At 69.6% G+C, this 21,761-nt stretch carries 18 protein-coding genes; 15 read left to right on the forward strand and 3 right to left on the reverse strand.

Features of this window, described 5'->3' with window-relative positions:
• Positions 1–41: 41 nt before the first annotated feature.
• Complete coding sequence (locus ACWDUM_RS19970) at positions 42–608, reverse strand: TetR/AcrR family transcriptional regulator (RefSeq protein WP_450113776.1); 567 nt, start codon at positions 606–608, stop codon at positions 42–44.
• 99 nt (positions 609–707) lie between these two features.
• Positions 708–3,506 carry an aconitate hydratase AcnA gene (acnA, locus tag ACWDUM_RS19975; RefSeq protein ID WP_450113775.1) on the reverse strand — a complete coding sequence of 933 codons (2,799 nt, stop codon included), beginning with the start codon at positions 3,504–3,506 and terminating at the stop codon, positions 708–710.
• 356 nt (positions 3,507–3,862) lie between these two features.
• Here acnA and ACWDUM_RS19980 point away from each other — a divergent pair, with 356 nt between their 5' ends.
• The 11 genes from ACWDUM_RS19980 (at position 3,863) to ACWDUM_RS20030 (ending at position 15,564) form a co-directional block, all read left to right on the forward strand.
• Positions 3,863–4,378 carry an Rv1476 family membrane protein gene (locus ACWDUM_RS19980; RefSeq protein ID WP_450135285.1) on the forward strand — a complete coding sequence of 172 codons (516 nt, stop codon included), beginning with the start codon at positions 3,863–3,865 and terminating at the stop codon, positions 4,376–4,378.
• A 369-nt stretch (positions 4,379–4,747) separates the two neighbouring features.
• The gene (locus tag ACWDUM_RS19985) at positions 4,748–6,412 is read left to right on the forward strand and encodes an NlpC/P60 family protein (RefSeq protein ID WP_450135286.1); all 1,665 of its coding nucleotides are present in this window, start codon (positions 4,748–4,750) and stop codon (positions 6,410–6,412) included.
• A gap of 49 nt (positions 6,413–6,461) precedes the next feature.
• On the forward strand, positions 6,462–7,616 hold the full coding sequence (locus ACWDUM_RS19990; protein ID WP_450135287.1) for an AAA family ATPase: 1,155 nt from the start codon (positions 6,462–6,464) through the stop codon (positions 7,614–7,616).
• Positions 7,613–8,593, forward strand: a complete 981-nt coding sequence (locus ACWDUM_RS19995; protein WP_450135288.1) for a DUF58 domain-containing protein — start codon at positions 7,613–7,615, stop codon at positions 8,591–8,593. Before ACWDUM_RS19990 ends, ACWDUM_RS19995 begins: the two co-directional genes overlap by 4 nt.
• Positions 8,590–9,570: a VWA domain-containing protein gene (locus ACWDUM_RS20000; RefSeq protein ID WP_450135289.1), complete on the forward strand. Its 981-nt coding sequence runs from the start codon at positions 8,590–8,592 to the stop codon at positions 9,568–9,570. The genes ACWDUM_RS19995 and ACWDUM_RS20000 overlap by 4 nt, the downstream gene beginning before the upstream one ends.
• A 97-nt stretch (positions 9,571–9,667) precedes the next feature.
• The gene (fabG1, locus tag ACWDUM_RS20005) at positions 9,668–10,390 is read left to right on the forward strand and encodes a 3-oxoacyl-ACP reductase FabG1 (RefSeq protein ID WP_450135290.1); all 723 of its coding nucleotides are present in this window, start codon (positions 9,668–9,670) and stop codon (positions 10,388–10,390) included.
• Positions 10,391–10,445: 55 nt separating this feature from the next.
• Positions 10,446–11,270, forward strand: coding sequence for an NADH-dependent enoyl-ACP reductase InhA (gene inhA / locus ACWDUM_RS20010; RefSeq protein ID WP_450135291.1), 825 nt, complete (start codon positions 10,446–10,448; stop codon positions 11,268–11,270).
• Positions 11,271–11,286: 16 nt separating this feature from the next.
• Positions 11,287–12,357 carry a ferrochelatase gene (locus ACWDUM_RS20015; protein WP_450135292.1) on the forward strand — a complete coding sequence of 357 codons (1,071 nt, stop codon included), beginning with the start codon at positions 11,287–11,289 and terminating at the stop codon, positions 12,355–12,357.
• 137 nt (positions 12,358–12,494) lie between these two features.
• The gene (locus ACWDUM_RS20020) at positions 12,495–13,772 is read left to right on the forward strand and encodes a PucR family transcriptional regulator (protein ID WP_450135293.1); all 1,278 of its coding nucleotides are present in this window, start codon (positions 12,495–12,497) and stop codon (positions 13,770–13,772) included.
• A gap of 98 nt (positions 13,773–13,870) precedes the next feature.
• Complete coding sequence (locus ACWDUM_RS20025) at positions 13,871–15,148, forward strand: cytochrome P450 (RefSeq protein ID WP_450135670.1); 1,278 nt, start codon at positions 13,871–13,873, stop codon at positions 15,146–15,148.
• Positions 15,149–15,264: 116 nt separating this feature from the next.
• A complete protein-coding gene (locus ACWDUM_RS20030; RefSeq protein ID WP_450135294.1) occupies positions 15,265–15,564 on the forward strand; it encodes a hypothetical protein in 300 nt (99 codons plus the stop codon).
• A 1-nt stretch (position 15,565) separates the two neighbouring features.
• Here ACWDUM_RS20030 and ACWDUM_RS20035 read toward each other — a convergent pair whose 3' ends face one another.
• Positions 15,566–16,864 (reverse strand): glutamine synthetase family protein, encoded by a 1,299-nt coding sequence (locus tag ACWDUM_RS20035; RefSeq protein WP_450135295.1) that lies wholly within the window; start codon positions 16,862–16,864, stop codon positions 15,566–15,568.
• 139 nt (positions 16,865–17,003) lie between these two features.
• On the opposite strand from ACWDUM_RS20035, the gene ACWDUM_RS20040 reads away from it, so the two are divergent.
• From ACWDUM_RS20040 to ACWDUM_RS20055, 4 genes are all read left to right on the forward strand, one after another.
• Positions 17,004–17,339, forward strand: a complete 336-nt coding sequence (locus tag ACWDUM_RS20040) for an acyl-CoA thioesterase domain-containing protein (protein WP_450135296.1) — start codon at positions 17,004–17,006, stop codon at positions 17,337–17,339.
• Positions 17,312–17,752, forward strand: a complete 441-nt coding sequence (locus tag ACWDUM_RS20045; protein WP_450135297.1) for a hypothetical protein — start codon at positions 17,312–17,314, stop codon at positions 17,750–17,752. Before ACWDUM_RS20040 ends, ACWDUM_RS20045 begins: the two co-directional genes overlap by 28 nt.
• Before the next feature lie 118 nt (positions 17,753–17,870).
• Positions 17,871–20,336 carry an ATP-dependent Clp protease ATP-binding subunit gene (locus ACWDUM_RS20050; RefSeq protein WP_450135298.1) on the forward strand — a complete coding sequence of 822 codons (2,466 nt, stop codon included), beginning with the start codon at positions 17,871–17,873 and terminating at the stop codon, positions 20,334–20,336.
• Between the two features lie 133 nt (positions 20,337–20,469).
• Complete coding sequence (locus ACWDUM_RS20055; protein ID WP_450135299.1) at positions 20,470–21,708, forward strand: DUF2235 domain-containing protein; 1,239 nt, start codon at positions 20,470–20,472, stop codon at positions 21,706–21,708.
• Positions 21,709–21,761 lie beyond the last annotated feature (53 nt).

Raw genomic sequence — 21,761 nt, forward strand, 5'->3', positions numbered from 1 at the left:
TGTGATCCCCGTCACTCTGTGTGTCGGCGAGTCGATTGCGATCAGTCCTGCCGCCGCACCGACTCCTCGACGAGATCGAGGACGGCGGAAAGGTTTTCGCCGCCGTGGCCGGAGGCGATCCGGGCGATCAGCCCGTCGAGGACCAGGTCTAGATAGCCGACGAGGACGTCGGTCGGCAGGTCCTCCCGAAGCCGGCCGGCCTCCTTCTGCCGCTGTAGTCGCCCGACGGTGGCCTCGGTGAGCTCGACGCCGCCTTCGCTCCATTCCCGGGCGAACTCGGGATCCGTGCGCAGACGGCGGGAGATCTCCACCCGCGTGGCGAGCCAGTCGAACTCCTCCGGCTTCGCGAGCATGTCCCGCATCACCTGGACCAGACCCTCCTCGGCGGCCACGTCCGCCATCCGGGTCGCGTCCTGCTGGGCCAGCGCGAGGAACAGGCCGTCCTTGTCCTTGAAATGGTGGAAGATCGCACCCCGGGACAGCCCTGTGGCGTCCTCGAGGCGGCGGACGGTCGCACCCTCGTAGCCGTACTCGGCGAAGCAGCGGCGCGCACCGTCGAGGATCTGCCTCCGACGTGCGGCCAGATGGTCCTCACTGACCTTCGGCACAGCCGACATCCTTTCGTACAAAAGGGGGACGGCGGGCCCGAGACGCGAGGTCCCGAGCCCGCCGTCAGCGCACTACGCAGGTCACACGACCGAGACTGATCAGCCCCGGATCATGTTGCGCAGCACGTACTGCAGGATGCCGCCGTTGCGGTAGTAGTCCGCCTCACCGGGGGTGTCGATGCGGACGACCGCATCGAACTCGACCTTGCTGCCGTCGCCCTTGGTCGCGGTGACCTTGACCGTCTTCGGGGTGACGCCTTCGTTGAGCTTCGTGATGCCGGCGATGTCGAAGACCTCGGTGCCGTCCAGGCCCAGCGACGCGGCCGACTGGCCGGCCGGGAACTGCAGCGGCACAACGCCCATGCCGATCAGGTTCGAGCGGTGGATGCGCTCGAACGACTCGACGATGACGGCCTTGACGCCGAGCAGGCTGGTGCCCTTGGCGGCCCAGTCACGCGACGAACCGGAGCCGTACTCCTTGCCGCCGAGGACGACGAGCGGGATGCCGGCCTTCTGGTAGTTCTGCGAGGCGTCGTAGATGAACGACTGCGGGCCACCCTCGAGGGTGAAGTCGCGGGTGTAGCCGCCCGAGACGTCGTCGAGGAGCTGGTTGCGCAGGCGGATGTTCGCGAACGTGCCGCGAATCATCACCTCGTGGTTGCCACGACGCGAACCGAGCGAGTTGTAGTCCTTGCGCTCGACACCGTTGGCGTCCAGGTACTGGGCGGCCGGGGTGCCGGGCTTGATCGGGCCGGCCGGGCTGATGTGGTCGGTGGTGACCGAGTCGCCGAGCAGGGCGAGCACGCGCGCACCCGAGATGTCGGTGACCGGGGTGGTCTCCATCGTCATGCCGTCGAAGTACGGCGCCTTGCGGACGTAGGTCGACTTCTCGTCCCACGCGAAGGTGTCGCCCTCCGGGGTGGCCAGGTTCTGCCAGCGCTCGTCGCCCGCGAAGACGGAGGCGTAGGACTTGCGGAACATGTCCTGGCTGATCGCCGACTTGATGGTGTCGTCGATCTCCTGCGCGGACGGCCAGATGTCCTTGAGGAAGACGTCGTTGCCGTCCTGGTCCTGACCGAGGGCGTCGACCTCGAAGTCGAAGTCCATGGTGCCGGCCAGCGCGTACGCGATGACGAGCGGCGGGGACGCCAGGTAGTTCATCTTCACGTCGGGGGAGATGCGACCCTCGAAGTTGCGGTTACCGGAGAGCACCGCGGTGACCGACAGGTCGTTCTCGTTGATCGCCTTGGAGATCTCCTCCGGCAGCGGGCCGGTGTTGCCGATGCAGGTGGTGCAGCCGAAACCGCCCAGGTAGAAGCCGAGCTTCTCCAGGTACGGCCACAGGCCGGCCTTCTCGTAGTAGTCGGCGACGACCTGCGAGCCGGGCGCCATGTTGGTCTTGACCCACGGCTTGGTGGCCAGGCCCTTCTCGACCGCGTTGCGGGCGAGCAGCGCGGCACCGATCATCACCGACGGGTTCGACGTGTTGGTGCAGGACGTGATGCCCGCGACCGCGACCGCGCCGTGGTCGAGGACGAACTCGCCACGCTCGGACTTGATCTTCACCGGCTTGCTCGGGCGACCGTGCGAACCGTTGGCGGCCGACGGAACGGTGGCCTCGTCGTTGGCGGTCGACGTCTCGACCGGATCGGACGCCGGGAAGGACTCCTCGACGGCCTCGTCCAGGGCGGAGTGCGCGGCGTCGGCGCCGTTGGTCACGTAGGTCGCGATGTCGCGACGGAACGCGGCCTTCGAGTCCGACAGCAGGATGCGGTCCTGCGGGCGCTTCGGGCCGGCGATCGACGGCACGACGGTGCCGAGGTCCAGCTCGAGGTACTCGGAGTAGGCGGGCTCGTTCGCGGCGTCGTGCCACATGCCCTGCTCCTTGGCGTACGCCTCGACGAGCGCGAGCTGCTCGTCGCTGCGGCCGGTCAGGCGCAGGTAGTTGATGGTCTCGCCGTCGATCGGGAAGATCGCTGCGGTGGAACCGAATTCGGGGCTCATGTTGCCGAGGGTGGCGCGGTTCGCGAGCGGAACCTCGGCGACGCCGGCGCCGTAGAACTCGACGAACTTGCCGACGACGCCGTGCTTGCGGAGCATGTCGGTGACGGTGAGCACGACGTCGGTGGCGGTCACGCCGGGCTGGATCTCACCGGTCAGCTTGAAGCCGACGACGCGCGGGATCAGCATGGAGACCGGCTGGCCGAGCATCGCGGCCTCGGCCTCGATGCCGCCGACGCCCCAGCCGAGCACGCCCAGGCCGTTGACCATCGTGGTGTGCGAGTCGGTGCCGACGCAGGTGTCGGGGTAGGCCTGACCGTTGCGGGTCATGACGGTGGGCGCCAGGTACTCGATGTTGACCTGGTGGACGATGCCCATGCCCGGGGGGACGACCTTGAAGTCGTCGAACGCGCCCTGGCCCCAGCGCAGGAACTGGTAGCGCTCGCCGTTGCGCTGGTACTCGAGGTCGACGTTGCGCTCGAGGGCGTCGGCGCGGCCGAACACGTCGAGGATGACCGAGTGGTCGATGACCATGTCGGCGGGCGAGAGGGGGTTCACCTTGTTCGGGTCGCCGCCGAGGGTGGCGACGGCCTCACGCATGGTGGCGAGGTCGACGACGCAGGGGACGCCGGTGAAGTCCTGCATGATGACGCGGGCCGGGGTGAACTGGATCTCGACGCTCGGCTCGGCCGAGGGATCCCAGTTCGCGATCGCGCGGATGTGGTCGGCGGTGATGTTCGCGCCGTCCTCGGTGCGCAGCAGGTTCTCCGCCAGAACCTTCAGTGCATAGGGCAGCTTCTCGGTGCCGGGCACGGCGTTCAGGCGGAAGATCTCGTACGAGTTCTCTCCGACCTCCAGCGTTCCCTTGGCGCCGAACGAATCAATACTGGTGCTCACGTCAGCTCCACTCGTCTTTGAGGTTCGCCGTCGACGGGGCTGTGCCGACGGCAAGCGAGGCTCGTCGCGGCGACCAGTCAGGTGTCATGACGGGAAGCTGCCATGTGGTCGACTCAGTCGAGACCGACCCGGTAGGTCGCGCCGAATAACCTCGCGGTGATTCTAACAGTACGCTTGTCCTGTGAAATCTGCGGCATCCGCATGGCCTGCGGGTCGCACACCAGAGATCCTTGTCCGTCGCGACCGCGATCGCAACGCGGGAGCGACATCGCCGGGTTGCCGCGTCGCGGTCCCGTAAGGTGCGGGGCGGTCACCGACCACGCCACCGCCCATTCCCCTGATGCACCGGACGAGAGATGCCTGCCGCTCACACCATCGCGTTCCTCCCGGCGCCCGCCGACATTCCGCCGGGCGTCGACATCGACACCGTCCTCGCGGACCTGGCGGACGACGGCGTCTCCGCGCCCTCCGACGACGTGGCCGGACTGCAAGCCGTTGTGGCACGGGCGCAGGAGCACGGCCTGAACCTGCGGGTCGTCGTGCTCGCCGAGAACCCCGGGCGGGACTCGCAGTTGCGGGACATCGCCACCGAGGTCGGTGTCCATGACGGCGGCACGGTGCTGGTGCTGAGCCCGAGCTGGGTGGGGACCTACAGTGATTCGCTGCCCCGGGTGAGTGTCGAGGACGCCCAGGATCGCGCCTACACGGGCAACGCGGTGGACTCGGCGAACCAGTTCCTGGACACGGTGATCCGGCCGGACGCGCCGTACGGGTTGATCACGATCGCACTCGTGCTCGTCGTCGGCGGTGGTGCGGCCGCGACCTGGATGCTCCGCACCCGCCGCCTCGGCGCAGGCCACGCGGACTCCTGAGCGGCCGCCCGGATTTCCGGTCCGTGGGCCGGGTGTCCTGACTCGACTCGCGCCGAGCTGCAATCGGCTCGGCACGCCGGGCCGATCGGCGAAAACGTCACGCGGTAAATCTGTTTCACGCTACGGGCGATTCCCTCCACTACATGCGGCATTTGTACGGTGTAATTACGCATGTGTCGTTTGTGACTGAAGTTTCGTCAGTGCGCGAAGTGTCGTACGGTGCCATTGACGCTTTTGGGGAAGAAGTGTCGCTGTGGGCAGGGTTGCCACGAGAGTGGCCCCTGCACGCCGGAGTCCACGGGTGAGCAGTCCTGTGGTCGCCTTCGGCACGCGTCTTCCCGGGACTGTCGCGGACCGAGGGAGACAACTGTGAGGCGAAGGGCACCGAGCGGCACCCACCGCCGCGGATTCTCGCGCAGGCGATCTCGCGGCGCGCAGGTACTCGTCGGATTCGGCATCGCACTCTCCCTGGTTGCGACCAACCCGGGCGTCGCGGGCGCGGTGCCGCCGCCGCCACCGAACCCCAGCGACGGTCAGTTGCAGCAGGCGGACACGGACGTGGCGGCACGCGTCGGCCAGGTCGGCGCCCTCATCAACGAGGTCGCCAGTGCCGACCAGCAACTCCGCGCACTCGACGACGCGGTCGCGATCAAGCGCGAGGACGTCAACCGGGCGCTCGTCGACCTGCAGAACGCGCGGGACGCGGCGAGTGCTGCCGCCGGCGCCGTCGGTGCGACGCTCCAGGCGCTGAAGGACGCGGGCGCACAGATCGACGCAGCGCAGCTCCGGTTCGACGAGTTCGCCGCCAACACCTATCGGCAGGGCACCGGCGTCGCGTCGTTCGCGTCGTTCATCGGATCCCAGGGCCCCGGCGACGTTCTCGATCGCGCGCAGCTGATGCGCGTGCTCGCGACCAACAAGAACGCCGTGCTGGACGCACTGCAGCGCGCCCGCACCGCCGAGGCCAACAAGAACTCGGCGGCCCGGGAGGCGAAGCAGCGAGCCGACGACGCCGCCTCGGCGGCCGAGTCACGCAAGGCCGACGCGGAGAACTCGATCGCCGTCGCGCGGGCAGCGCTGGCCGAGCAGGCGGGCAAGAAGGCGGCCGTCGAGGCGCAGAAGGCGTCCGCCGAGGCGCAGCTCGCCGCGGCCCGCGACAACGTCGCCGGCCTGCAGAGCCAACGGCAGGCGTTCGTCAACTGGGACACCCAGCGTGCGGCCGAGCAGGCCGCAGCCGCGGCGGCAGCGCAGGCCGCGCGGGAGGCGTCGGCCCAGGCGGCCGCCCGCGTCGCCGCCGACCAGGCGGCGCGTGACCGCGCCCGCGCACTGGCCGAGGGGCAGCGCAGTCACACCCAGATCGACGACGATCCCACCGAACTCCCGTCGTGGAGCGTGCCCGACGATCCCGATGCCACGGAGCCGGACGGCACCGACACGGACACCTCGGAGTCCACCGACACGGACTCGGAGACGTCGGAGTCCACCGACACGGATTCGGGGACCTCGGACTCGGACACCGACTCCACGCCGACGACGACCGCGAAGCCGAAGCCGACGACGACGAAGCCGACGACACCGAAGCCGTCGAAGCCGAAGCCGTCGATCAGCGGCAGCGCAGCAGTCGAGACCGCCATCGACCGGGCGATGTCCCAGCTCGGCGTCCCCTACGCGTGGGGTGGCGGCGACGAGAACGGGCCGACGCTCGGCATCCGCGACGGCGGGGTCGCCGACAGCTACGGCGACTTCAACAAGGTCGGGTTCGACTGCTCCGGCCTGATGATCTACGCGTTCGCCGGCATCGGGATCTCGTTGCCGCACTACACCGGCTACCAGTACACCGCGGGCGAACAGGTGCCCACCTCGCAGATGAAACGCGGCGACATGGTCTTCTACGGGCCCAATGCCAGCCAGCACGTCGCGCTGTACCTTGGCAACGGGGAGATGCTCGAAGCTCCGCAGTCGGGATCGTTCGTGAAGATCTCGCCCCTGCGCTGGGACGGCATGACCCCGTACGTGGTCCGGATGGTGTCCTGACCCGGCGCACACCGCCGGATTCGGGGGAGTGGAAAGCGGTGGATTCTTGGTGACGTCACAGGGCGCGGACGGCGGCACGGCGAGCAGCGGCGACACCGCGAAGGCCGACGGCGGCACCGCGAACGCCAACGGCGGGGCCGCGGCGGGTGCGGGCACCGCGTCCGGCGTGCAGTCCGACGCGCAACTGCTCGAGAAGGTGATCTACGAGGTCAAGCGCGTGATCGTCGGCCAGGACCGGCTTGTCGAACGGATTCTGGTCGGCCTGCTCGCCAAGGGACACGTGCTGCTCGAGGGCGTGCCCGGCGTCGCCAAGACCCTGGCCGTCGAGACGTTCGCGACGGTCGTCGGCGGCTCCTTCTCCCGGGTCCAGTTCACCCCCGACCTGGTGCCCACCGACCTCGTCGGCACCCGGATCTACCGGCAGGGCCGCGAACAGTTCGACATCGAACTCGGTCCCGTCGTGGCGAACTTCCTGCTCGCCGACGAGATCAACCGGGCCCCGGCCAAGGTGCAGTCCGCGCTGCTGGAGGTCATGGCCGAGCGGCATGTCACCATCGGCGGCAAGACCTTCCCGATGCCCGAACCGTTCCTCGTGATGGCCACCCAGAACCCGATCGAGAACGAGGGCGTCTACCCGCTGCCGGAGGCCCAGCGGGACCGCTTCCTGTTCAAGGTGCTCGTCGACTACCCGTCGATCGAGGAGGAGCGCGAGATCGTCTACCGGATGGGGGTCGCCGCGCCCGAGCCGCGCCAGGTGCTCGGCCCCGACGACCTGATCCGGCTGCAGAAGACGGCCGGTGGGGTGTTCGTGCACCACGCGCTCGTCGACTACGTGGTCCGGCTCATCGCCGCGACCCGCACCCCGGACGCCTTCGGGCTCACCGATGTCGCCGGCTGGATCTCCTACGGCGCCTCACCCCGCGCGACCCTCGGCATCATCTCCGCAGCGCGCGCGCTGGCCATGCTGCGCGGCCGCGACTACGTGGTCCCGCAGGACATCCTCGACGTGGTCCCGGACGTGCTGCGGCACCGTCTCGTGCTGTCCTACGACGCCCTCGCCGACGAGGTCAGCCCCGACGACGTGATCACCCGGGTGCTGCAGACCGTCGGGTTGCCGCAGGTCGCCGCGCAGCCCGTCGCACCCGCGCCCGTTCCGCAACCCACGGCCACTCCGGCGGCGCCGGTCGGGGGCGCACCGCGGTGACCACTCCCGGCTCCGCCGGGGCGACCTCGACCGGGTCGTCGCTGCCGTCGCTGCGTTCCGGTCAACTGCGGGACCCCGAGCTGGCGGCGGCTTTGCGCACGCTCGAACTGACCGTGCGACGGCGGCTCGACGGGGTGTTGCACGGTGAGCACCTCGGCCTGATCCCCGGGCCGGGCACCGAGCCCGGGGACGCGCGGATGTACCAGCCCGGCGACGACGTCCGGCAGATGGACTGGTCCGTCACCGCCCGCACCACCCACCCGCACGTGCGGCAGTCCGTCGCCGACCGCGAACTCGAGACCTGGCTGGTCGTCGACCTGTCCGCGAGCCTCGACTTCGGCACCACCGGTGCGGAGAAGCGGGACCTGGCGGTCGCCGCCGCCGCGGCGGTGGCCCACCTGACCAGCGGTGGCGGCAACCGGATCGGCGCGATCGTCGCGACCGGACACCACAGTGTCCGGATCCCGGCCCGCGGCGGCCGCCTGCACGCGCAGGCGATGCTGCGCACGATCGCGACCACACCGCACGCCCCCGACGGTGTCCGGGGTGACCTCAAGGGTGCGATCGAGGCGTTGCGCCGGCCGCAGCGCAGGCGGGGCCTCGCGGTCGTCATCAGCGACTTCCTCGGCCCGTTGGACTGGGAACACTCCCTGCGCGCCGTGTCCGGTCGGCACGACCTGCTCGGAATCGAGGTGCTCGACCCGCGGGATCTGGAACTGCCCGACCTCGGCGAGGTGGTGTTGCACGATCCCGAGACCGGCCGCACCCGCGAGTTCACCACCACCCCGCAGTTGCGCGCCGACTTCGCCGCGGCCGCGCAGGCGCACCGCGAGACGGTCGAGCAGACGCTGCGGCGCTGCGGGGCGCCGGTCCTGGGACTGCGGACCGACCGGGACTGGATCGCGGACATCGTCCGCTTCGTCGCCGCCCGCAGGCACAGTTATGGTTCCCGGGTGAATCGAGTGCCGCGCCGGTGAGCCCGACCCAGTTCGCGTCGCCGTGGTGGCTGGCGTTCCTCCTCGTGGTCGCCGCGCTGGCGGGCGGGTACGTGCTCGCCCAGCGCCGCCGCCACCGGAACCTGCTGCGGTTCTCCAACCTGGAGATGCTGGAGAAGGTCGCGCCGGCGCGGCCCGGGCGGCTGCGGCACCTCCCGACGGCGCTCGTCCTCGTCGGACTCATGTTGCTGACCGTCGCGCTCGCCGGGCCCACCACCGACAAGCGGGTGCCGCGGAACCGGGCCACCGTGATGCTCGTGATCGACGTGTCGCTGTCGATGAAGTCGACCGATGTCGCACCGACCCGGCTCGCCGCCGCCCAGGAGGCCGCGAAACAGTTCGCGGACGGACTCACCCCCGGCATCAACCTCGGACTGGTGGCGTTCGCGGGCACCGCCTCGGTGCTGGTGTCGCCGACGGTCAACCGCGAGGAGACCAAGGCGGCGATCGACCACCTGACCCTCGCCGAGCGCACCGCGACGGGTGAGGCCATCTTCACGTCGCTGCAGTCCATCGAGACCCTCGGTGCGATCCTCGGCGGCGGCGACCAGGTACCGCCGGCGCGGATCGTGCTGCTCTCCGACGGCAAGCAGACGGTGCCGGACAGTCCCGACGACCGTCGCGGCGCCTACACGGCGGCCCGGCAGGCGAAGGAACAGGGAGTGCCGATCTCCACGATCTCGTTCGGGACCTCGTACGGCACAGTCGACATCGGCGACGAGCGCATCGCGGTGCCGGTCGACGATCCCTCCCTGCGCGAGATCGCCAACCTCTCCGGCGGCACCTTCTTCACCGCGTCGAGCCTCGAGGAACTGAACAAGGTCTACGACACCCTCGAGGAGCAGATCGGGTTCGAGATCACCCGCGGAGATGCGAGCCGGATCTGGCTGGTGCTCGGCGTGCTCGCCACGGCGGCGGGCCTGGGCGCGGCTCTGGTTCTGCGCCAACGCCTGCCGTGACACTCACGCTGCTGTCACAATGTGCTGCCGGCCGATCGCCGTAACGCCACAGACCCGCAAGACGAAGACCCTGACACCCAACAGATAGGTTTATCGAATGTCGAACGCGTCCACCCCGTCCCGCTCCGTGCTCGTGACCGGAGGCAACCGGGGCATCGGCCTCGCGGTGGCCCAGCGTCTCGCCGCGGACGGTCACAAGGTGGCGGTCACCCATCGTGGTTCCGGTGCGCCGGACGGACTGTTCGGCGTGCAGTGCGACGTCACCGACGCCGAATCGGTGGACCGGGCGTTCACCGAGGTCGAGGAGCACCAGGGCCCGGTCGAGGTGCTGGTCGCGAACGCAGGCATCACCGACGACACCCTGCTGATGCGGATGACCGAGGAGCAGTTCACCAACGTCATCGACGCCAACCTGACCGGTGCGTTCCGGTGCGCCAAGCGCGCGAACCGGGCGATGCTGCGGGGCCGGTGGGGCCGGATGATCTTCCTCGGCTCCGTCGTCGGTCTCGCGGGTCAGGCGGGGCAGATCAACTACGCGTCCTCGAAGGCCGGCGTGATCGGCCTGGCCCGTTCGGTCACCCGCGAGCTCGGCTCGCGATCGATCACGGCCAATGTCGTCGCGCCCGGCTTCATCGAGACGGACATGACCGCCGAACTCTCCGAGGATCTTCGCGACACGGCGAAGAAGTTCATCCCGCTGCAGCGACTCGGCAAGCCCGAGGACGTGGCCGCGGTGGTCAGCTTCCTCGCCTCGGAGGACTCCGCGTACGTGTCGGGCGCTGTGATTCCCGTCGACGGCGGCATGGGCATGGGGCACTGACCCGGCTCGATCCCCTCTCGCACGCAACGACTTTCACACCAGGAGGAGTACAACCATGGGCGGACTGCTCGAAGGCAAGACAATTCTCGTCACCGGCATCATCACCGACGCGTCGATCGCGTTCCATGCGGCCGCTATGGCGCAGGAGCAGGGCGCGAAGGTGATCATCACCGGGTTCGACCGGCTGCGCCTGATCGACCGGATCGCCCAGCGGCTGCCGAAGCCGGTGCCGCCGGCGATCGAGCTGGACGCCACGAACGAAGAGCACCTGGCCGCGCTCGCGGACCGCGTCCGCGAGGTTGCCCCCGAGGGCGTCGACGGCGTGCTGCACTCGATCGCCTTCGCGCCCAAGACGCTGATGGGGCCCGAAGCCAAGCCGTTCCTCGAGGGGCCCGGCCCGGACGTCGCGAAGTCGTTCGAGATCTCCGCCTGGAGCTACGCCTCGCTGGCCCGCGCCGTGCTGCCGGTCATGAACGAAGGCGGCTCCATCGTCGGCATGGACTTCGATCCGCGCACCGCGATGCCGTACTACAACTGGATGGGTGTGGCCAAGGCCGCGCTCGAGTCCGTGAACCGCTACGTCGCGCGTGAGGTCGGCGAGGCGAAGAAGATCCGCTCGAACCTCGTCGCCGCAGGTCCCATCAAGACCCTCGCCGCGAAGGCCATCGCCGGCACCGCCACCGACGACGCCAAGAAGATGAACCAGCTCAACGAGTACTGGGACGCCGCGTCGCCCATCGGCTGGAACTTCAACGATCCCACCGCGGTCGCGAAGTCCGTGGTCGCGGTGCTGTCGGACTGGCTGCCCGCCACCACCGGATCGATCATCTACGTCGACGGCGGAGCCAGCCACAACACCTGGCTGCCCGAGAACCTGTGACCGCCTGACGATTTCGATGACCTACGACGCCCTGCTCCTGCTCTCCTTCGGTGGTCCCGAGAAGCCCGCCGACGTCCGGCCGTTCCTCGAGAACGTCACCCGGGGCAGGGGAGTGCCGCCCGAACGCCTCGACGAGGTGGTCGAGCACTACCTGCACTTCGGCGGGGTGTCGCCGATCAACGCGCTCAACCGCGACATCATCGCCGCGGTCGAGGCCGAATTCGCGACTGCGGGAACCGAACTGCCGGTGTATTTCGGCAACCGCAACTGGCATCCGATGGCCGAGGACACCGTCGCTCGCATGCGCGACGACGGTGTCCGCTCGGCGCTGGTGTTCCCGACGTCTGCGTGGGGTGGGTACTCGGGGTGCCGGCAGTACCACGAGGACGTCGCCCGTGCCCGCGCCGCGGTCGACGGGGCGCCGGAGCTGACGAAACTGCGTCAGTACTACGACCATCCACTGCTGATCGCGGCCTTCGCCGATGCGATCACCGCCGCCCGCGCCGACCTGCCCGCCGAGCAGCGGGACGGCGCCCGGCTGGTGTTCACCGCGCACTCGGTGCCGGTGGCGGCGGACGCAACCGGCGGTCCGCCCGCGGACGGCGGCCGGCTCTACAGTCGGCAGGTGGCCGAGGCCGCACGATTGTGCGCGGCGGCGGTCGGCGTCGGCGAGTACGACCTGGTGTGGCAGTCGCGGTCCGGGCCGCCGCAGGTGCCGTGGCTCGAGCCGGACATCTGTGACCACCTCGACACCGTCGCGACGTCCGGCGCCGACGCGGTGATCGTGTGCCCGGTCGGGTTCGTCTCCGACCACCTCGAGGTGATCTGGGACCTCGACACCGAGGCACGGGACAAGGCGGCGGAACTGGGTCTCGGGTTCGTCCGCGCCGGCACCCCGGGCACCGATCCGCGGTTCGCGCGACTCGTCGCGGAACTGGTCGCCGAGCAGACCACCGGTGCGCCCGCCCGGCGCCTCGGTACCGAGCCGCTGTACGGCGCCGGAGTCAACGGCGGTCTGTGCGCGGTGGACTGCTGCCGCCCCGCCCGGCGCCCCGCCCGGCCTGCATCGGCTCGACCCGGCGTGTGACGCCCGAACCCATCGTTCCTCGACGCGCTCGTGGAGGAACCGCTGAGCCATCTCCGCCATCGCCTCGCCGGTGCAGGGCTACTGTGGGCGGGCAGTCAGGGCAAGAGCCAAGCAGCAGCTGATCGGCTGGGGGACGGATGGAGTCACCGAGCACGGCAGAAGTGGGCGAGTGGATGCGCGCCTATGTCGCGGACAGCCTTTCGCGCGCCGACCTCGAGGCGTTCATCGACGATGTCGCCACGTCGATGGGTGCGGACGTTCCGGAACTGTCCACGGATGCCGACGTTCAGCGGGACCTCCATCTGGCCGTTCGCAGCCAGTTCCGCTTGTTCCTCTCGATCGGGCAGCGCGCGGCGCGGCGGTCCGTTCCCGTCGCGGAGGAGGCGCATTCGCTGGCCCGGACGATCGCGCGTCGTGGACTCGAGCTGCGCGTTCTCTCCCAGCTGTATCACGCCGGCCACCGCGCGGTGTGGCGCTTCGTGACGGCGTTCGTCGACGATGCGGACGTGCCTGCGGAGTTCAAGGTTCGGCTCGTGGTGATGATGTGGGAGCAGACGAGTGAGGTCATGAACTCGATGCTCGAAGAGTTGGCGGCGACGTACACCCGTGAACGGGAGGGGATGCTCAGCGGGACCTTCTCGATGCGGGTGAACACGGTCCGCGAGATCCTGGACGGCAGCCTGAGCGGCGAGCCGGAGGCGTCCGCGCGGCTCGGCTATCCGGTGCACCGGGTCCACACCGCGGTGGCGTTGTGGACGACCGAGCACGCGATCTCGTTCGACGCCCGGATCTTCGAACCGCTGCTTCTCCGGCTCGCCCGCGCCGCATCCGCGACCGAAACGCTCTGCGTCCCATCGGGTTCACGAGGGCTGTGGGCGTGGTTGATCACCCGGGAGGGCGAAGAACCCGCGATGGATCCCACCCTGGTGCCGCCGGGTGTGCGGGTTGCGACGGGCCGACCGGGGCAGGGCATCGACGGATTCCGGCGGACGCACCGAGAGGCGCTCGCGGCGCAGGACATCGCGACGCGAGCGCGACGACCCCGCGCCGTCACCACCTACCGCGAGGTCGAGCTGGTCGCCATGCTCGCCGCCCGGCCCGACGCGCTGAACACACTGGTCCACCGTGAGCTCACCGGGCTGACCGGTGACGACGACGTGTCCGTGCGACTTCGTGCGACATTGCGTGCCGTGCTGAGCAACCCCGGCAATCTGGAGGCCGCTGCCCGGCGCCTGAGCGTGCACAAGAACACCGTGCGGTACCGGATGCAGCAGATCGAGGAACGTCTGGGTCAGCGGATCGAGCGCCGAGCCCTGCACCTCGAACTGGCACTCGACTGTTTCGACACCTTCGGGGTCGAGCCCGACCCCGGTGTGCCGACCGCACAAATCGTGAGACGGCGGTTGGACAAGTAGACCAAACCGCGGGGCATGCCCGGTTGGAAGGCTTCGACACACCAGCGACGACAAAGGAGCGCCCAGTGTCAGTGCCCATGCGACCGGAGTCGGTGCCCATGCGACCGGAGTCGGTGCCCACCCGACCGGAGTCGGTGCCCACCATCCCCGCAGGATTCGATCCCACCGACCCGGACATCTACGCGACGCACGTGCCGCACGCCGAGTTCGCCGAGCTCCGCCGGACCGCTCCCGTCTGGTGGTGCCCGCAGCCGCCGACGACCGGCGGGTTCCAGGACAACGGCTACTGGGTCGTCACCCGGCACGAGGACGTCAAGGAGGTGTCACGCGACAGCGACGTCTACTCCACCTGGGAGAACACCGCAATTCCGCGCTTCGAGGACGACATGCCCCGTGACGCCGTCGAGCAGCTGCGGCACATCATGCTGTTCAAGGACGCACCCGAGCACACGGCACTGCGCAAGATCATCGCGCGAGGCTTCACACCGCGAGCCGTCAACAGCCTGAAGGCGGCGCTTTCCGAGCGTGCGGCCGGGATCGTGAGCGAGGCCCTCTCCGCCGGCGCCGGTGACTTCGTCACCCACGTCGCGAGCGAACTTCCACTGCAGGCCATCGCCGAGCTGATCGGTATTCCGCAACAGGACCGTGGCAAGGTCTTCGACTGGTCGAACCAGATGACCGGCTACGACGATCCCGACTTCGAAGGTGAACCCGAGGCCGCCTCGATGGAGCTTCTCGGATACGCGTACCAGCTGGCGGAGGAGCGCAAGCGGTGTCCGGCCGACGACATCGTCACCCAGCTCCTGCAGGCCGACGTCGACGGTGACGCGCTCAGCGCGGAAGAGTTCGGGTTCTTCGTCCTCATGCTCGCGGTCGCGGGCAACGAGACGACGCGGAACGCCATCACCCACGGAATGATCGCGTTCCTCGAGAACCCGGACCAGTGGGAGAAGTTCAAGGCGGAGCGGCCGCCGACCACGGTCGAGGAGATCGTGCGCTGGGCGACCCCCGTCACGGCGTTCCAGCGGACGGCGCTGGTGGACACCACGCTGGGTGGCCAGAGGATCCGGCAGGGGGACCGGGTCGCCATGTTCTATGCGTCGGCGAACTTCGACGAGGAGGTCTTCGACGATCCGCTGACGTTCGACATCACCCGCGATCCGAATCCGCACCTGGGATTCGGCGGAACGGGGGCGCACTTCTGCATCGGCGCGAATCTCGCGCGTCTCGAGATCGAACTGATCTTCAATGCCATCGCCGATCACATGCCCGACATCACCAGGCTCGGCGACCCGAAGCGACTGCGCTCCGGGTGGCTCAACGGCATCAAGGAACTCGAGGTCGACTTCACCGGAGGATGCCCGGTCGCCCACTGAGCCCGGCAGGCCGGTCCCGATCGGGGCGGGAGTTGACGCTTCACCCTGGTGCGGGGGTGGGGATCGGGGGAGGATGAGACCTGTCTTCCCTCGGTCCCATCGGGAGGGGTCGTTCCATGATCCGTCGTACCACCGCGTTCGTCCTCGTCGCGTTCGCCTCCACCGCCCTCCTCGTCGCCGGACCCGCCACGTCCGCCGAAGCCGCCACGGCACCCCCCAAAGCAGGGCCCGGCGACCGGTACGTCAGCAATCCGCCCGACGACAATCAGCTCGTCGGCTACTGCTCCGACCAGGCGCAACTCGCGAACAACCTCGAAATGCAGGGCGATCACGATCGCGCACTGAACGTCGTCGGGGCCGCGAACATGCGCGGCTGCCGCATCTACACCTTCGAGGCCAGCTGGGGTGCGCAGTGACTCACGCGGTCCACGCGTAGCGGAGCCGCTCGGCGACCTCGTCGACGGGCCGGTTCCGGTATTCGGCGAGCTCGTACCCGCGGACGGCACGCAGCGCCTCGTGGATCAACGGGTCGAATAGCTGATCGGCGAGCCGTGAGTCCGTGAATCTGCCGAGCATGTCCGCGGGCTTCGTGGGGAGCAGCGTCACCCCCGCGCCGGCCCGCTCCGCGTCGCTCAACCGGGCCGGATTGATCGTCACCTCGGGAGGCAGTGGCAACGCCTCGGTCAGACCGGTCTGCACCGCACCGAGCAACACGGTGGACGCCAGATAGGGGTTCGCGGACGGATCGATCGGCTTGACCTCGACGTGGGCGCCGTGCGGATTTCCCGGGGTGTCTGCGCACAGCCGCACCGCCGCCTCCCGGTTCTCCAGCCCCCAGCAGCAGTGCGCCCCCGCCCAGCTGTTCGGGCGCAGCCGCAGGTGGGAGAGCGCGGACCCGGACAGCACCAGCATGAAGTCGGGCAGCACCGCGACGAGGCCGGCGAGCGCGTGGCAGCCTTCGTCGGTGAGCGCGTGCGGGCCGTCGCCGCCCGAGAACAGCGGCACGCCGCCCCGGCTCAGTGAAAGGTGCTGGTGGGCGCCGTTTCCGGCGCCTCCCGGGGTCGGCATCGGGGAGAACGACGCCGTCAGCGCGTGAGCGCGTGCCGCCCGGCAGATCAGGATGCGGGCGAGGACCGCCTGGTCGGCGGCGTGGACGGGGGCGGCCGGTGGCAACGACACCTCGAACTGGGCCGGACCGTACTCCGCGTGCACCTGTTCGATGCGCAGTCCCGCCCGATCCGCCGCGGCCTGCAGATCAGCGATGAAGTCCCTCCGGCGCAGCACGGAATCGAGTCCGTACGCGGACCAGGTTCCGGGATCGTCGCCACCGAACAACGTGAACTCGAGCTCGTGCCCGATCAGCGCGTCCAGTCCCGACTCGCCGAGCACGCCGACGGCGGTTTCGAGGGCCCGGCGCGGGCATCCGCCCCACGGCGCGCCGTCCTGGTCGGTCAGGTCGGCCGGTGCCCACCAGGTGTCCGCGCCGAGGTCGCGCAGGTCGTCCCGGTCGATCCGCAGGCGCAGGTCCCCGACCACGGACAGGTTCTCGGTGAACGCGAGGTGATTGTCCGCGCAGAACACCATCCAGCAGACCGAGGCGCCGGCGCCCGCGGTGACGAAGTCGTCGAGCCGATCACCGGGCATCGCCTTCGCCCGCGCCACCCCGGCCATGTCCACGACGGACCCCACGATCAGTCCCGGATGTGTCGTCAGCATCGCCTTCTCCGCGCATTGCCGTCTCCGCGCATTGCCGTCTCCGTACCGTCGCGGTTCGTGTCATGGCCGGCCGAGGTTCAGTCTGACACCCGACGAGACCCCGGCACGTCCCGAAATCGAGATTGGTCACAATTGGATCGTGAGCATTGCCGGCTACTTCGTCAGGGTCGACGACCACCGCTACCGCCCGACCGCGCTGACCGGAGGGGCGTGGACCGAGGCGGAACAGCACATCAGCCCGCTGAACGGGCTGATCGTGCACGCGATCGACCGCTTCGTCGCGGCCCGTGGAGCCGACGACCTGGAGATCGCACGGATCAGCATCGACATCCTCGGCGTGCTGGCGATCGAGGACTTCGACATCGCCGTCGAGGTGCTGCGCCCGGGTCGCACCATCGAACTCCTCGAGGCGACCGTGACCGCCGCCGGACGGCCCACACCGCCGCGGTGGCAGGAGGCCCCTCGCAGGCACTGACCCCGCCGGAGGAACTGCCGACCTGGCCGATGTCGGACCTGTGGCCGGGCGGATTCATCGCCTCCCTCGACGTGCGGACCGTCGGGGCGCCGCAGCCCGGCCGCACCACGGCCTGGATCTCCACGTCGACGGCGCTCGTCGCCGACGAACCGGTCGGGGCGCTGGCGCGCTACGTCGCGCTCGTCGACACCGCCAACGGGATCGCGGTGCGCCAGCCGCCCACCGAATGGATGTTCCCGAACCTGGACCTGACCATCCACTTCGCCCGGCAGCCGCGCGGGGACTGGGTCGGCCTCGACACCACCGTCACCTTCGGGCCCGACGGGCACGGGCTCACGTCCAGCGTCCTGCACGACCGGCACGGCCCGATCGGGCAGGCCAACCAGATCCTCACCGTCCGCGCGCTCGGCTGAGTCGGCGGCCGCCGGGCGGCACGGTTCGGGTGCGGGGCGGCCGCGGCTGCGTGATGATGGGTGACGGCCCGATACGCACGCGGCCGCTCCGGCCGCACCCGGACAGTCGAGGTATGCGATGACCGACAGTTGGATCCATTCGCGCGATCCGTTCGACGACATCTTCAACCGATTCTTCGGTTCCGGATCCGCGCCCCGATCACCCGTGCAGCGCGTCGACCTGGGGCGGCTGCTGAACGACGACGCGAAACAGCTTGTCGCACTGGCCCGTCAGGCCGCCGACGACTGGGGGAACCCGGAGATCACGCCCGAGCACCTGCTCTATGCCGCGACCTTGGCCGACCCGACCCGCGGGGTGATCAGCGGACTGAACCTGGACCCGGACACGGTGGCCGAGCAGATGCAGGCCGCGATCGGGAAGGGCGACGGCGCGGGGGACGGACAGATCACGCTGAGCCCGGCGGCCAAGTTGGCGCTGCGCACCGCGCAACGCGAGGCGGGGCAGGCCGGGATCAGCTACATCGGTCCCGAACACATCCTGTTCGGGATCGCGTCGAACCCGGAGAGCCCGGCGGCGCGCGCGCTGGCCGGCGCCAAGCTCGAGGCCGCCACGGCCGGGGCGCAGGCGCAGAGCACCACCCCGACCCTCGACGAGTACGGCCGCGACCTGACCGCCGAGGCGCGGGAGGGACGGGTGGACCCGGTGGTCGGCCGCGCCGACGAGATCGCGCAGACCGTCGAGATCCTGTCCCGGCGCCGCAAGAACAATCCCGTGCTGATCGGCGATCCGGGAGTCGGCAAGACGGCCATCGTGGAGGGGCTCGCGCAGCGGATCGTCAACGCCGACGTGCCGTCCACCCTCGCCGACCGCCGGGTGATCGCGCTCGACGTCGGATCTCTGGTCGCGGGCAGCAAGTACCGCGGCGAGTTCGAGGAGCGGCTGACGAAGATCCTCGACGAGGTACGCGAGCACTCGGACGAGCTGATCGTGTTCATCGACGAGCTGCACACCATCGTCGGGGCCGGCGCGGGCGGCGAGGGGGCGATGGATGCGGGCAACCTGCTCAAGCCGGCCCTGGCCCGCGGCGACCTGCACGCGATCGGCGCCACCACCATCGACGAGTACCGCCGGTACATCGAGAAGGACGCCGCGCTCGAGCGGCGCTTCCAGCCGGTGATGGTCTCCGAACCGTCCGTCGACGACACCATCGAGATCCTGCGCGGCCTGATCGACGTGTACGAGGAACACCACCAGGTGCACTACACCGACGAAGCGCTGGTCGCGGCCGCGGAACTGTCGGATCGCTACATCACCGACCGGTTCATGCCGGACAAGGCGATCGACCTGGTGGACCAGGCCGGTGCCCGGGTGCGGCTGCGCACCAAGACGCCGGACGCCGACACCCGGTCCGCCGAGGACGAACTCGCGCGGCTGCGGCGGGAGAAGGACTCCGCGGTGTCCGCGGAGGACTACGAGCGCGCGAACGAGCTCAAGAAGCAGATCACCGAGCAGGAGGAGTCGCTCGGCGCGGCGGCCACCGGCGCGACCCCGGAGGTCGAGGTCGTCGACATCGCCGAGGTGATCTCCCGCCAGACCGGCATCCCGGTCGCGGACCTCACCAGCGAGGAGCGCGCGCGACTGCTCAAGCTCGAGGAGGTGCTGCACGCCCGCGTGATCGGGCAGGAGGAGGCCGTCACCTCGGTCGCGGAGGCGGTGCGACGGGCCCGCGCCGGTCTCGCCGACCCGAACCGGCCAACCGGGTCGTTCCTGTTCCTCGGCCCGACCGGTGTCGGCAAGACCGAGCTGGCCAAGGCGCTCGCCGACGCGGTCTTCGGCGACGAGGACCGGATGATCCGATTCGACATGAGCGAGTTCCAGGAGAAGCACACCGTCTCCCGGCTCGTCGGCGCCCCGCCCGGGTACGTCGGCTACGAGGAGGCCGGTCAGCTCACCGATCGGGTGCGCAGGCAGCCGTACTCGGTGATCCTGTTCGACGAGGTGGAGAAGGCGCACCCCGACGTCTTCAACATCCTGCTGCAGCTGCTCGACGACGGCCGCGTGACGGACGCGCAGGGCCGCACGGTGGACTTCAAGAACACCATCGTGATCATGACCAGCAACCTCGGCTCCGACCTGATCCTCGGCGCCGACAGCGACGATCTCGAGGCGCTGATGCCGCAGCTGATGGAACGCCTGCACGCGCACTTCCGTCCCGAGTTCCTCAACCGGATCGACGAGACCGTCGTCTTCCACCGCCTCGACAAGGAGCAGCTGCACCAGATCGTCGGGCTCATCCTGGACCGGACGCGGCGGCTGCTGCGCGCCCAGGACGTCGAACTCGACATCACCGACGGCGCGGTCGACTGGCTCGTCGACACCGGTTTCGAACCGCGCTTCGGTGCCCGGCCGCTGCGGCGGACCGTGCAGAAGGAACTGGACAACAAACTGTCCAACCTGTTGCTTGGCGGGGCCGTTTCCGGCGGCGACACCGTGCGGGTGGACGTCGACGAGGCCGGACTGATCCTCGAACGGGTCGCGCCCGACGGCACCGAGGGGACGGTGGACGTGGCGCCCGCGGACTGACCCCCGACATCTGGGTCCCCGACACCCGGGTACGGGTGCCGCCGGAACTCGGGTAGTCCACTACTCGTTTCCACCGCCACGTCCGCCGATAGCGTCGAGACGACCCAGCGGCCGTGGCCAGGGAGGCGAAGTCATGCGGGAGAACAATCCTGTCCCGAAGATGTCCGGATGCGCCGGTACCGACGGTCCCGATCGCGGCGGACCGGCACCGGGGGTCGCTCCCCGAAAGAACATCGTCATCTGTCTCGACGGCACCGGCAATCGCATCCGCGCCTCCGGGAACACCAACGTGATCAGGCTGTTCCGGGCGCTCGAGAACACCGCGGGCCGGCAGATCGTGTACTACGACCCCGGCGTCGGCACCTTCTCGTCCGCCGGCGCATGGACCGCGATCGGGCGGTGGTGGTCTCGCATGCTCGGACTGGCTTTCGGTGTCGGGGTGAAAACCAACCTGGCGGAGGCCTACACCTTCCTGATGAACCACTGGGAACCCGGTGACCGGATCTACCTGTTCGGGTTCAGCCGGGGTGCGTTCACGGCGCGGGCGCTGGCCGGGATGCTGCACCGGATCGGCATTCCCCGGCCGTCGTCCGAGAATCTGGTGCAGTATGCGATCGCTGCATACTCGCGTCGCCGCGCCTGGACCGTCGACGACCGCGAGGAGGCCAAGGAGTTCTCCAGTACCGTCTGTCGAGCAGTCGACGGCGCGGGCAAGGGCCGCTTCTCGGTTCCCGTCCACTACCTCGGGGTGTGGGACACGGTCAGTGCGCCAGGGATATTCCGGCGGGCCCTGCGGTTCGAGAGCACCCGGCGCCTGAAGAACGTGCGGGCCGGCCGCCACGCCGTCTCGCTCGACGAGAAGCGCCGTCCGTACCGGCTGTACCGGGTCGACAATCCCCGGATCGACGAGGTGTGGTTCTCGGGTGTGCACTCGGACGTCGGCGGCGGCTTCTCCGACGACCACAGGCTCGCCGACATCTCGCTGATGTGGATGCTGGACGGTGCGTACCGTCACGGCCTGCTCCTGCGTGAGCGGCACGAGCTACGCGAACTGCCCACCGTGACTGCCGGTGACGCCGTCGGCAAGGTGCACCGGATGTCGTGGTTGTGGGCATTCGTGGGGCGCGGCAGCCGCAAGCCGGGTCCGGGTGCACGGGTTCACGACAGCGTGCGGCTCCGGCGCGAGGAGAGGCCGGACGAGAAATGCGTGCGGTTGCAGCAGCCGGTCTGGGTGGACCCGGGCTGGTGCGGGCCACATGTCTACGGGCACGCCCGGACGCCCAGCCTGGTCGGTCAGTACGCCTCGCCGAACGGAGGCAGGCGTGCCGGCAGGGCCCGCGCCGCGTCGAGCCGTGCTGCGCATCGGGGCTGAGGTGGTTCGCGCGCACGGGTTGCGCTGACAGGCCGGGACGCGAGGTCACGCGC

The organism is Rhodococcus sp. NPDC003322 (genome assembly GCF_053589555.1).